Genomic DNA, 11,771 nt, shown 5'->3' with positions numbered 1-11,771 from the left:
TGGGCGTTGTTTGACCATGCTTTGGCCGGAGCGTGGTGCTGGGAAGTGGGAGGCGCCGTTCCGTGCCGGCGGATCGGGGGTGAACCATCCGTCGGCCTGGCCGACCCGTACCGTTCACACGGTTCTTACCGTGGCCGGCGGCGGGCACGCGCGGTTTGGAAGGGGGGCCTGCCGGTTCCTGCGCGGGTAAGATACAGGGTGTTTGGTTTGGTTCTCCGGGACGGTTCAGGGGTGGTGGCGTTGGTTCGGCAGGAGAGGGCGGTCCAGACCCGGCGGTCGATCCTGGAGGCCGCGGCGTCGGTCTTCGACGAGTTCGGCTACGAGGGCGCGACCATCGGCGAAGTGGTCGCGCGCGCGGGCGTGACGCGCGGGGCGTTGTACTTCCACTTCGCCTCGAAGCGCGACCTCGCGCTCGGCGTCGTGGAGGAGCAGTTCGTGCAGGGGCCGCTGCCCGAACGGAGCTGCAAGCTCCAGGAGTTCGTCGACACCGGGATGGTGGTGGCGTACCTGATGCCGCGGGACGCGCTGCTCAGCGCGGGCGCGCGGCTCTCGCTCGGCCAGGACGTCTTCGGCGACCTGCGGGGCGGCGCCTTCGAGGGCTGGATCACCCGGGGGGAGGAGATGCTCACGGCGGCGAAGGAGCGGGGCGAACTACTGCCGCACGTGGTGCCGGCCGAGACCGCCTGGCTGCTGATGGGCGCGTGGACCGGCGTGCAGATCCAGTCTCAGAAGCTCACCGGGCGGGCGGACTTGGAGCGGCGGGTGGCCGGGCTCTACCGGCTCGTGATGCCGAGCATCGCGATGCCCGGCGTGCTCGCCACGCTCGACCTGGCGCCGGACCGCGGTGCCAGGGTGGCGGCCGAGGTGGCGGCGCGGGCGGCGGGGGACGGGGCCGGCTCGGCCGACGCGGCGTCAGGAGAGGTGAGAGAAAGCGGAGTTGCGGCCGTGGGCGGTCCGGACGCCGGCTGAGGACGGCAGCCCCCTGGTCCTCGTCTGTCTCCGATGGCGAATCGTCCGACACAAAACAAACAGCTCGGTCGGTTTTCCATTGACAAACCGTCCGCCCTGTTTTTGGATGGTGGCGGGTGCCCTGCCGTCCGGCTGACGGGTGCTCGGCCGACCGGTGGCCGTCGGGGTCGCCGACGCGTCTGGATGTGGGGTGGTCATCGTGGAGATCCGGGTGCTGGGAGCTTTGGGGGTCCGGGTGTGCGGGGAGTCGGTGGTGCCCTCCGCGCCCAAGCCGCGGCAGGTGCTCGCGCTGCTGGCCTTACGGGCCGACCAGGTCGTTCCGGCGGGCGTCCTCGCCGAGGAGCTGTGGTCCGGCCGTCCGCCGCGCAGCGCGCGCACGACCGTCCAGACCTACGTGCTGCAACTGCGCGATCTGATCGACAGAGCGCTCTCACGGGCCGACGAGCCCTGCGCCGCCACCTGCGCGAAGGACGTCCTGGTGACGTCGCCCGGCGGCTACATGCTCAACACCGGGGGCGGCACCGTCGACCTCCACGAGTTCGAGCGCCTGGCCGGCCTCGGATACCGCGCGATGGACGGCGGCGACCACGCGCTCGCCGCCCGGCAGTTGGCCGACGCCCTCGCCCTGTGGCGCGGCCCGGCCCTCGCGGACGTCCCGCTCGGCGGCCAGCTCGCCGTCGAGGCCAAGCGCTTGGAGGAGACCCGCCTCTGCGCCCTGGACCAGCGCATCGAGGCCGACCTGCGGCTCGGCCGCCACCGGGTCCTGCTCGCCGAACTGACCGTCCTGGTCGACCGCTACCGCACCCACGAGAGCCTGCACGGCCAGTACATGCTCGCCCTGCACCGCTCCGGGCGGCGCGGCGAGGCGCTGGAGGCGTACCAGCGGCTGCGGAACACCCTGGTGCGGGAGCTGGGCATGGAACCGTCGGCGGTGCTGCGGCGGCTTCAGCGCACGATCCTGCTCGCCGGGCCGGAGCGGGTCGAGCCGGAGCGCCCGGTCGCGGTCCCGTCCGGCGGGGGCGATCCGGCGACGCGGCCCCGGCTCAGCCGGATCGGGTGATCGGGTCCCGGAGCCTTCGCGGCGGGTGCGGAGCCGGCCGGTGGTGAACCCGATCGGTGGGCGCGAACGGGGCGCCCGTGGACGCTCGTGCTCGCGACCGACGCCACGGACGCCACGGACGCCACCGACACCCTGATGCCCCGTTCCGCCCCGACCCATCGTTGCCCCCGGAGCATCCCGGGCGGCTTCGACGCCCGATTCCGACACCGCGTCCGGTTTCGCCGGTGGCGGGCGGGGCGGGTCGGGACCGTCCGCCTCCGCCGGGTCGGGACCGTCCGCCTCCGCCGGGTCGACCTTGGCGGACGCCGAGCTGGCCGCCGCCGGGCAAGGGCCGGTCGGCCGGGGGGCGGTCGCCGACGAGGTGCTCACGTAGGTTGGGGAACCGGCCGCCACCGTGGCGGTCATGCAACCGATCTGCCGCTGAACCACACCTCAACTCCCGGGAGAACACAGATGCGTTGGCGAACCTTGGCGACGGCCGTCCTGCTCGCCGCGGCTTCCGTGGCAGGACTGGGCACACCCGCCGCGACCGCGGCCGACCGCGGCGCGCTCATCCCCGCCGCCGACCGCGAGATCCAGTTCACCGCCGACGGAACCACCGCCTACGGCACCCTCCACGTCCCCGCCCACCGCGCCGGGCACCGCCTCGCCGCGGCACTGCTGCTCCCCGGCAGCGGGCCGACGGACCGCAACGGCGACGAGCCGCCCGCGCTGACCCCGGGCACCCTCGCCCTGCTCGCCGACACCCTCGGCGGCGACGGCGTCATGACGCTGCGCTTCGACAAGTACTTCACCGGTCGCACCGGCCCCGGCGCCTACCAGGGCGACCCCGGCCGGCTCGACCTCGCCGCCTTCACCCGCCAGGCCGCGGCCGCCTACACCACCCTGCGAGACCAGCCCGAGGCCGACCCGCACGCCCTGCTGGTGGTCGGCCACAGCGAGGGGGGCCTGCAGGCCCTCCTCGTCGCCCGGACGGTCCGGCCCGCGCCGGCCGGCCTCGCCCTGCTGGCACCGCAGGACGCGCGCCTGCTCGACCTCCTCGCCGCCCAACTCGCCGGCCAGCTCGACCAGGCCGTTGCCGCCGGCCAGGTGACCGCGGCGCAGGCCGAGGCGAACAAGGCGGGCGTGAGCGCCGCGATCGCGGACTTCCGGGCCGGCCGCCCGGCCGACACGAGCACCTTGCTGCCCCCGCTCGCCGCCCTCATGAACGCGCTGTTCGGCCCGAACAACGCCCGCTTCGTACGCAGCGACGACGCCGTCTACCCGCCCGACGTCGCCCGTGCGATCCGCCCCGGCACCCGGGTCACCGTCACGTGCGGCACCGCCGACGCCAACGTCCCCTGCGCGACCACCCCGCCGCTGCTCGCCGCCCTCGCCCGCGCCCGCACCACCGGCCCGGGCCTGCAAACCCTCGACGGAGTCGACCACTTCCTGCACCCGGCCGGCACGCCGGTGAACGACCACACCCTGGCGCCCGCGGCCGTGGCGGCCCTGCACGAGTTCGCCCGCCCCTGGAAGCGGTAGCCCTCACCAGGCCGGACCCGGGATCGGCGGACCGCCCCGGGCGCAGGCCCGCCGGCGGACCACGCCGAGGCGGTCGAGGACGTCGCCGCCGGCTGCTGGATCCACTCGGCCGAGGGCGGCCGCCGAGCGAGTTCCGCGACGGCGAGAGCCTGACGGCGGGACGCGTGCCGGACTGTCGGTGACGTGCGGTTCACTGCACCCATGACCGTTCACGACCTGGTGACCGCCCTGCCCGCACCCGCCGTCCTGCACGCCCGCTGCCGGGCGATCGCGCTGCTGGGGGCGATCCTCGACCCGCACGGGGCCACCCACGGGTTCGTCCCCGGCTGGCGTGAGGGCGTCGACCTCGCGACGATGGACAACGGCTCCGGCGACCAGTACGCGGTCGTGTTCGACCCGGCCGGGGTGTTCCTCTACGGCTTCGACCACGAGTGCGACGCCACCCCGTGGCGCGAGGACGAACGCGCGTCTGGCCCGGTCTGCTCGACGGCCTGCCCGCCCCGCTCGCGCACTACGCCCGGGCGGAGGAGTTCCAGTTCGACGGCTTCTTCGACGCGACGGTCTGCGCGTGGCACGAGAAGGGCGCGGAGGGGTGGGGAAGCGGCCCGGTCGAGTTCGCCGACGACGAATCGGACGGCGCCGACCGGCTGTTCGGCCTGCTGACGGACGGCACGGCGGGGGCGTACACCGACTGGGCCGGGGACTACTACGAACGCGACATCGACCACGAAGCCGTCCAGACCGTCCTGACCGGCGCCCCGCTCACCCGCCGAACGGTGGCCGCCCTGTCGGCGACCGCGGACTTCACCGCCGTCGCCGAGCAGGCCCGGAGCCTGGGCTACGCCCTCGACGAGCGCTGACCGCCGGGCCGTCACAGGACCGGCTGGGTCGCCTCCAGGCGCTGGACGGCGGTGCGGATGGCGGACGCGAAGTTCCAGAACAGCGGCAGGGTGCTGGCGGCGCGGTCGGCCCGGGTGTTCTTGCCCGGGGCGAACATCGCGGCGCGCAGGTCGGTGGTGATCTCCAGCTGGGCGCCCGTGGCCGTGGTCAGCGTCGTCGAACGGGCCGGCCTGTACGAACGGCGGATCGCGCTGCATCGTCGTCCGTCGGCGTTTGACCGGTCCGCCCTGACCAGTCGGCCTTGGCCGGGCTCCCGGCAGTGGAGCCCGGCCGGGGCGCGGTCGCGTCGGAGGCGGCGTGAACGCACTCGGCGTCGTAGGCTCGGAGCCATGCTGATCTACTCGATGGGCGTTTCGGTGGACGGGTTCATCGCCGACCGCGAGGGCGGGTTCGCCTGGTCGGTCCCCAGCGAGGAGCAGTTCCGCTTCCACATCGAACAGGTCGGGGAACTCGGCGGGTTGCTGTGCGGCCGCAGGCTGTACGAGACCATGCTGCCGTGGGAGACGGACCCGTCGATGCGCGACACGGAGCTCTGGGCCGAGTTCGCCGACGTGTGGAGCGGGATCCCGAAGGTCGTCTTCAGCCGCACGCTCGACCGCGTCGAGGGCAACGCGCGGCTCGCCAGGGCGCCGCTGGCCGAGGAGGCCGCCGCGGCGCTCGCCGCGACCGACCTGGACGTCGAGGTCGGTGGAGCCGACCTGGCGGCACAGGCGATCGGGCTCGGGCTCGTCGACGAGCTGCGCATGTTCCGCCATCCGATCGTCGTCGGTGGCGGCACGTCCTTCCTGCCGCCCGTCACGGAGGACGTCCGGCTGGACCTGATCGACACCAGGACGTTCGGCTCCCGCGTGGTCTACGAGCGCTACCGGCGGGCCCGCGACGCGTCGGGCTGACGCTCGCGACACTGACCGCGCTCGACACTGACCGCGCACGACACCGCCCACGTCCGGGCTCACCACCGGGGCATGCCTCCGTGCGGGCTGTTGACCACCAGCGCCAGTGACCCCTCCGCGAGGTAGAAGTGGTCGGGGAAGTACTCGACGTGGAGATGGCCGCCGTCGTCGAGTGCGGCCATGTCCCGCAGGTTTTCGGCCAGCACCGCCCGTGCCGGGGCGTCGCCGCTGATCACCAGTACCCGGCGCGACTCGTCCAGGTGCAGCAGCACTCCCGGACCGGGCGTGGCCCTGACCTCGACCCGTGCGAGGTCGTGGCGGCCCGTCGCGGCCGAGGACGGGAGGTCGATCACCCCTTCCCCCTCGGCCACCACGCGGGCCAGACGGTTCAGATCCTCGGCGGAGCCGGAGACGTCCCCCAGGGAGTACGAGGGATCGAATTCGATCTTCACGGGCGGTGGCGCTCCTTCACTCTCCGGCTTCCGGGCCGGTGGTGGCCTGGTCGGTCCATTGTTCTGGGCCGCTGCGCGGCCCCCCGCTGGAGGTGCGCGACGCGGGCCGGCGAGCGTCTGAACCGCGCGTGGTCCGCGGCCCCGATCGCCTCGGTGCGGCGCGGCCGATCGCGCCATGGTGAGCTGCTCGGTGAAGCACGACGGCCTGTCAGCGGTCCTTCCGTGCACGGCTGTCACTCCTTCGCGAGTGCGTGCCGCGGCGCGGTCGCCGGACCCCGCCAGGTCCTCCGTCAGGGCCAGACGAGCAGGACCGGGCAGGGGGCGTGGTCGACGACGGACGGGTGGCCGGGCCGAGGCTGCGCGGGCCGGGGTGGCTGCGGTCCCCGTCGCGGGCGAGGACCAGCAGGTCGGCGGCCTCGGACGCGGTGACGACCTCCCGTTCGACGCGGCCGGTGCGCACCTGGGCGGTGCAGGGGAGGTCGAGGCGCTCGGCGGCGGCGCGCACGAGGTGTTCGCCGGAGGCGGCCGCGAGGTGTTCCAGGCGGCCGCCGGGGTCGCCGCCCCAGCCTTCGTCCGGGAGATGACGGGAGTCTTCCCGGGGACGACCGTGGCCGAGGAGGCCGGCGAAGGCGCCGTGCGCGGGCCCTGGCACCTCGGAGCCGCGCACGTACAGCAGGACGATGTCGGCGCCGGGCGGGGAATGCTCGCGCGCGGCGTCGACGCAGGCGGGCCAGGTGCCCTCGGTCAGCCAGACGACGGTCGTCACGGGTCACGCTCCGATCGTGCGGAGTGACCCCCCACAGTGCCACCACGGCCACGATCAGGGAAGCGGGACGGTCGGCAGGCCCGCCCGAACCGCGCGGCCTCGGATGAACGAACTGCCGCCCCGTCGAAGCCGGTCGGTCGGTCCGGGTCACACCGAGGGCGCCCCGGTGCCGGCGCGGTCCGGAGAGCACGTCCGCGTCAGCGGCTCACTCCGCGAGCGCCTGGATCGCCGCGTAGCTGGGGACGTTCGGCATCGCCGGGAGGACGCCGTCGGCGCGCAGGGCGACGGCGGCGTCCACGGCCGCGCCGAGGGCGATGCGGAAGAGCAGGCCGCCCAGGCTGACACGACGGACGCCGAGGTCGGCAAGGGCCTTGAGGGACGGGCCACCGGCCGGGGCGAGGAGGTTGAGCGGGAGCGGGATCGCGGCCACCACCTCGGCGATGGTCGCCGGATCGGTCAGGCCGGGGACGAACACGCCGTCCGCGCCCGCGTCCCGGTAGGCCGCCAGACGGGACACCGTCTCTGCGGTGTCCGGCTCGCGCTGCCAGTGGGTGTCGGTGCGGGCGTTGACGAAGAGCAGGGGGACGGCCTCCTTGATCGCGGCGATCTTCGCGGCGTGCACGTGCGGCGGGGTGAGACCGCCGTAGGCGCGGCCGTCCTCGAGATTGACGCCGACCGCGCCGGTCTCGGCGAGCTCGGCGGCGAGGTCGGCGACCTCGGCCGGGTCGTCGCTGTAGCCGTTCTCGATGTCGACGCTGAACAGGAGCCTCCCGTGGCCGAACCTGCGGGCGAGCCGGAGCATTTCGGCGCGCGTCCCGCCGGTGCCGTCCGGCAGTCCGGCCGCGGCGGAGACGCCCAGGCTCGTGGTGGCGATCGCGGGGAACCCGGCGGCGGCCAGGGCGGCGGCGGAGGCGTGGTCCCAGGCGTTCGGCAGGAGCAGGGGCTCACCGGGGCGGTGGTGCAGCTCGCGGAAGGCCGCGGCGTTGGCGGAGGCGGTGTCGTTGGAGGCGGTGTTGCTCAAGGCTGCTCCTGAGAAGACGAGGTGGAGGGCGGCGTCCGGGGCGTCGGTCGCCCCAGTTTCCCTGGTCAGGCGCCCGGTGCCGTGGCGACGTGCCCGGCTCGGCCGTTCCGTTCCAGCAGCCCGGCGGCGAGCGCCAGCGCGTGGGCCCGGCCGGGGCAGCGGTGCGGGCCGGCACCGAAGACGAGGAGATCCGGCGCGTCCCGCTGGGCGGCGGTCACGTCGATCAACACGGCGTCACCGGCCCGGACTTCACGCTCCCCGACGCGGACGTCCGCGACCGCCCGGCGACGCAGCGCCGGCACCGGCGGGTCGTGCCGCAGCACCTCGCCGAGGACGGCCGCCGCGCCGCCGGCCGGGAGCCCGTCCGGCGCGGCGCGGCGGGTGTGTTCGACCAGGCGGGCCGTCGCGTCGCACGCCTGAACCAGCAGCCCGATCCGCTGCGCCGCGGCCTCCGTGTTCCCGTTGTCGCCGATGTGGGCGAGCAGCAGGGCGACGGCCTCGTCGGCGGCCTTCGCCTCGACGGGCGTCAGCGCGCCGCCGAAGTACCCGGCCGAGACGGTGACGACCGCCTCGGCCACGGCGTCCGGCCCCGGCAGCCCGAGCGCCTCCGCGAGGGTTCGGACGACCGCGTGCCGGTCGTCCGAACCCGCCGCCGAACCGGCTGCGGCCAGCCGGAGCCGCTCCGGGGCCAGCCCGGCCAGTCCGGCCTCGGCGTGGACGCGCCGACGTGCGTGCACCTGCGCGTCGCCGGTGAACCGGGCGACGGTCGCGCGCAGCCAGGCCAGGGAACCGACGGGGGAGTCCGCCGTGTCGGCGGCGGGTTCGACGACCAGCAGGGGCTGTTCGAGCACCACGCGGGCGTCGGCGTACGAGCGGACGTCGTGGACGAAGTGGACGGACGGTTCGGGGATCGTCATGGGGCCACGCTAGGCGCGGGAGAGTTCGGCGACCGCCGAACGATGGCGGGGCCCCTGGGGGGGAGCTGTTCGTCCTGCCCATGGACGACGAGGGCGAGCCCGTCCGGTTCGTCGGCGGTGCCTCCTGCGACAAGGCGGCCTGCTTCGGCGCCGGCCTGATGTCCACCCCGCTGCCGAACGGCACCGTGCTCCGGGGCACGACCGGTCACGACGACGGCTTCGCCGACGGCATGTTCGCCACCCGGGACCTGTCCGTCCGCTCCGTCTGCTCCGTCTCCAACCTCAGCCCCGACTTCGCCGCCCCGACCCCGCTGTCCACCCGCCTGCCGGACATGGTGCTCAACCCGTCCGCCCCGCAGGGGCACTGACGCGCAGGCGGCGCCGCCCGGGTGACCGGGCGGCGCCGCCGTCAGCGCGCCGGCGCCGTCAACGCACCGTCTGTGGCACCCGCTGCGCCGGAACGGCCGCCGTGCCCGCCGGCGTCGGCGTCGCGCCCAGCGCCGTCCCGCGCGTCTCCTCGGCCCACAGCACGCACACCAGGAGCCCGAGCGCCGTGGTCCCGGCCGCGATCAGCATGGTCGGGCCGGTGCCGAGCCCGGTCAGCGACAGCGGCAGCAGGTAGGTGCCCACGGCCGCGCCGATCCGGCTCACCGAGGTGGCCACGCCCACGGCGGTGGCCCGGATCTCGGTCGGGAAGAGCTCGTTGGGGTAGGTCCAGTCGAGCACGTTGGGACCGCCGCACAGGAAGGCGTACGCGCACAGCGCGGTCAGTGCGACGGCGGCCGGCGCGGTGGGCCACACGCCCAGCAGCGCCAGGGGGACGGTCATGAGCGCGAAGGACCAGATGATGACGGGGCGTCGGCCCTTGGTGTCGATCAGTCGCAGGGCGGGGTAGCAGCCGAGCAGGAACACGAGGCTGATCAGGCCGGTGCCGAGGGTCTCCATCACGGTGCCGCCCGGCATGCCGAACGAGGAGAGGATCTGCGGGCCGAAGGTGAGCATCGCGAACAGCGGGCCCACCTGGCAGAGGAAGAACAGGCCGCAGAACAGGGTACGGCGGCGGTACGGCGGGGTCATCAGCAGCCGCAGCCCGCCGGGGCGCCGTCCGGCGCCGACGGCCTCGGGCATCAGCTCCCGGCCGTCCACCCGCACGCCGAGGTGCTTCTCGACGACGCGGACAGCGTCGCCGACCCGCCCGTTGGCGGCCAGCCAGCGCGGCGACTCGGGGGAGCCGCGGCGGATCACGAGGAAGACCGCGCACAGCACCGTCGAGCTCGCCAGCATCCACCGCCAGCTGCCGGGACCGGCCAGCTCCAGGAACAGGTAGCCCACCACGTAGGCGAGGACCGAACCGGCGTACCACGCGACGATCTGCTGGCCGAGGAGGCGCCCGCGGTGCTTGGCGGGCAGCCACTCGGCGAGCAGGGAGGTGGCGATGGGGTAGTCGGCGGCCACGGCCATGCCGAGCACGAAGCGCAGCACGGCGATCGCCCACACCGCGTCGACCCAGAAGGAGAGCACCGAGCAGGCGACCATGACCAGCAGGTCGGCGGTGTACATCACCTCCCGGCCGATCTTGTCGGTCAGCACGCCGAACAGGGCGCCGCCGACGAACATGCCCACCAGGGCGGCGGCGCCGATCAGACTGACCTCCGCGGTGGACAGGCCGAGGTCGGGCCGCATCCCGATGAGGGCGACGCCGACGATGCTCAGGATGTAGCCGTCGAGCAGCGGCCCACCGGAACAGGCGAGGGCCAGTTTGCGGTGGAAGGCGGTGTAGGGGGCGTTGTCGATGGTCCGGGACATGGTCTCGGGGATCCTCCGGAGCGTACGGCGGCGCTGTTCGCGCGCCGTGCGCCGGGTAGACGACAGGACGGACGCCGCCCGGTCGGACGGCGTCGCCGCCCGAAGGCGACCGTCCACGGTTGCCCCGGTGCACCGGGGTCGCCACCGGGCCGAAGGTCGACCGGATTCCTGACGAAGGTCCCGAAGCGGACAGGCCCTCCGGCCGTGCCGTCGTGCCGCCCGCCCGTGTCTCACGGGGCCTGGAGCCGCCCCGTCGGCCCGGACGTCCGGCGGAGGTGATGCTCGTCACTCCGCCGGGGTCCATAGCACGGGCCGAATTCGCTGCCGTCAGCGGTCCACTGATCCCGCGTCCCCGGTGTCGTCCTCGGCGTCGCAGGAGGACGTGCCCGGGTCCAGCAGCGGCTCCTGCGTCTTGAGGTGCGCCGGGGCCGGCGCCCGCAGCGCGTGGTGGCCGGTGAGGCCGACGATGGTGCCAGCGCGATGCCGCTGAGGCTGAAGGTGTCGCTGGACTTCATGGAGACGTTGTCGATGCCGATGACGATGCTCCCGGCGGCCGGCACCAGGTTCAGTGGATTGCGCAGGTCCACCTTGGCGGTGATACAGATCTGCGCGCCGAGCAGGCCGATCACGCCGTGCAGGATGACGGGGATACCGGCTCCACCGCCGTTACGAACGCAAGGGCACCCACTTCGCAGCCTTCGCCACCATCGCCGCCGCCCTCGTCTGCCACCGCAGGATCGCCGAACGAGATGATTTCTCAGAGGCTGAGCAGGCCGATGGCGTGCCCGTCGGGGTCGACCACCGGCCACGAGGTCAGGCCTCGGGCGCGCATGGCGGTGGCTGCGGTGGCGGCGGGCATGTCGGGGGTGGCGAACGGGGCGCGGTCGAAGGCGGTGTCGCGGACCGGGGTGCGCTCGGTGGACGGGGTGCGGTTCTGGAACGGGGCGAGGTGCAGGCGGGTCAGCAGCCCGGCGCAGCGGCCGTCGTCGTCGCGGACCAGGAGGTGGTCGGCGCCGGAGCCGTTCAGGATGTGGATCGCCATGTCGAGCATGACGTCGTCGCTGATCTGGAGCTCGGGGCGGGTCATGAGGTCGCGGACCGTGGTGGTGGTCGCGGGGCGTTCGAGAGTGAGGGTCATGGGGGTTCCTTGGTGTCGTTTCTGCCTGGGCTGCCGGCCGGGGTACTGGCGGGGGAGGGTCGGCGGGGTCCGTCGGAGCGGCTCGGGGCTGTCGTTTCCTGTTGGTGAGCCGTGTGGGCCTGGATCACGGGGGTGGTTCAGGTCCGTTCCTGCTTGCTAGGCGGCGAGGGCGATGCGCTTGGGTGCCCGGCGGGTTCCGGCGGGGCTCTGGTTGTCGCGGCCGGGGGCGGACCGGACACCCGCGGCGGCGGCGTGGGTGGGGCGGCCGCGGCGGCCGCGGTTCGTGGACGGGCTGCGGCGGGGGCGTTCGACGACGGGGTCGGCG

Annotated in this window: 12 protein-coding genes and 3 pseudogenes; 7 read left to right on the top strand and 8 right to left on the bottom strand. The window is 74.3% G+C overall.

Annotated elements, in window-relative coordinates; all coding sequences use genetic code 11:
* The first annotated feature begins 231 nt into the window (after positions 1–231).
* From AB0C76_RS35765 to AB0C76_RS35750, 4 genes are all read left to right on the top strand, one after another.
* Positions 232–969, top strand: a complete 738-nt coding sequence (locus AB0C76_RS35765; protein WP_359973721.1) for a ScbR family autoregulator-binding transcription factor — start codon at positions 232–234, stop codon at positions 967–969.
* 199 nt (positions 970–1,168) lie between these two features.
* Positions 1,169–2,029, top strand: a complete 861-nt coding sequence (locus AB0C76_RS35760; RefSeq protein WP_359973769.1) for an AfsR/SARP family transcriptional regulator — start codon at positions 1,169–1,171, stop codon at positions 2,027–2,029.
* A gap of 453 nt (positions 2,030–2,482) precedes the next feature.
* Positions 2,483–3,553, top strand: coding sequence for an alpha/beta hydrolase (locus AB0C76_RS35755; protein ID WP_359973720.1), 1,071 nt, complete (start codon positions 2,483–2,485; stop codon positions 3,551–3,553).
* 446 nt (positions 3,554–3,999) lie between these two features.
* Complete coding sequence (locus tag AB0C76_RS35750; protein ID WP_359973718.1) at positions 4,000–4,413, top strand: hypothetical protein; 414 nt, start codon at positions 4,000–4,002, stop codon at positions 4,411–4,413.
* 11 nt (positions 4,414–4,424) lie between these two features.
* On the opposite strand, the gene AB0C76_RS35745 is transcribed toward AB0C76_RS35750, so the two are convergent.
* Positions 4,425–4,760, bottom strand: coding sequence for a hypothetical protein (locus AB0C76_RS35745; RefSeq protein WP_359973716.1), 336 nt, complete (start codon positions 4,758–4,760; stop codon positions 4,425–4,427).
* Between the two features lie 22 nt (positions 4,761–4,782).
* On the opposite strand from AB0C76_RS35745, the gene AB0C76_RS35740 reads away from it, so the two are divergent.
* Positions 4,783–5,346, top strand: a complete 564-nt coding sequence (locus tag AB0C76_RS35740; RefSeq protein ID WP_359973714.1) for a dihydrofolate reductase family protein — start codon at positions 4,783–4,785, stop codon at positions 5,344–5,346.
* 59 nt (positions 5,347–5,405) lie between these two features.
* On the opposite strand, the gene AB0C76_RS35735 is transcribed toward AB0C76_RS35740, so the two are convergent.
* The 4 genes and pseudogenes from AB0C76_RS35735 to AB0C76_RS35720 form a co-directional block, all read right to left on the bottom strand.
* Entirely contained in the window at positions 5,406–5,798 is a 393-nt protein-coding gene (locus tag AB0C76_RS35735; protein WP_359973712.1) for a hypothetical protein, read from the bottom strand.
* A 290-nt stretch (positions 5,799–6,088) separates the two neighbouring features.
* Positions 6,089–6,564 (bottom strand): annotated as a pseudogene (locus tag AB0C76_RS35730) (universal stress protein).
* 205 nt (positions 6,565–6,769) lie between these two features.
* Positions 6,770–7,585: an isocitrate lyase/phosphoenolpyruvate mutase family protein gene (locus AB0C76_RS35725; RefSeq protein WP_359973710.1), complete on the bottom strand. Its 816-nt coding sequence runs from the start codon at positions 7,583–7,585 to the stop codon at positions 6,770–6,772.
* Between the two features lie 65 nt (positions 7,586–7,650).
* On the bottom strand, positions 7,651–8,502 hold the full coding sequence (locus AB0C76_RS35720; protein WP_359973708.1) for a hypothetical protein: 852 nt from the start codon (positions 8,500–8,502) through the stop codon (positions 7,651–7,653).
* 80 nt (positions 8,503–8,582) lie between these two features.
* Between AB0C76_RS35720 and AB0C76_RS35715 the strand changes: the two genes are divergently transcribed.
* On the top strand, positions 8,583–8,870 hold the full coding sequence (locus tag AB0C76_RS35715) for a hypothetical protein (protein WP_359973706.1): 288 nt from the start codon (positions 8,583–8,585) through the stop codon (positions 8,868–8,870).
* A 58-nt stretch (positions 8,871–8,928) separates the two neighbouring features.
* On the opposite strand, the gene AB0C76_RS35710 is transcribed toward AB0C76_RS35715, so the two are convergent.
* Together AB0C76_RS35710 and AB0C76_RS35705 are read right to left on the bottom strand one after the other, a co-directional pair.
* Complete coding sequence (locus AB0C76_RS35710) at positions 8,929–10,308, bottom strand: MFS transporter (protein WP_359973704.1); 1,380 nt, start codon at positions 10,306–10,308, stop codon at positions 8,929–8,931.
* 327 nt (positions 10,309–10,635) lie between these two features.
* A pseudogene (locus AB0C76_RS35705) lies at positions 10,636–10,961 on the bottom strand (nitrate reductase); the annotation flags it as partial.
* Between AB0C76_RS35705 and AB0C76_RS35700 the strand changes: the two are divergent.
* Positions 10,961–11,047: pseudogene (locus tag AB0C76_RS35700) on the top strand (IS5/IS1182 family transposase); the annotation flags it as partial. The pseudogenes AB0C76_RS35705 and AB0C76_RS35700 overlap by 1 nt on opposite strands.
* Before the next feature lie 18 nt (positions 11,048–11,065).
* Here AB0C76_RS35700 and AB0C76_RS35695 read toward each other — a convergent pair.
* Complete coding sequence (locus AB0C76_RS35695; RefSeq protein WP_359973702.1) at positions 11,066–11,446, bottom strand: CBS domain-containing protein; 381 nt, start codon at positions 11,444–11,446, stop codon at positions 11,066–11,068.
* Between the last annotated feature and the right edge of the window lie 325 nt (positions 11,447–11,771).

This window comes from Kitasatospora sp. NPDC048722, assembly GCF_040650235.1.
GTDB lineage: Bacteria > Actinomycetota > Actinomycetes > Streptomycetales > Streptomycetaceae > Kitasatospora.
This window is presented reverse-complemented; position numbering and strand designations above follow the sequence as displayed.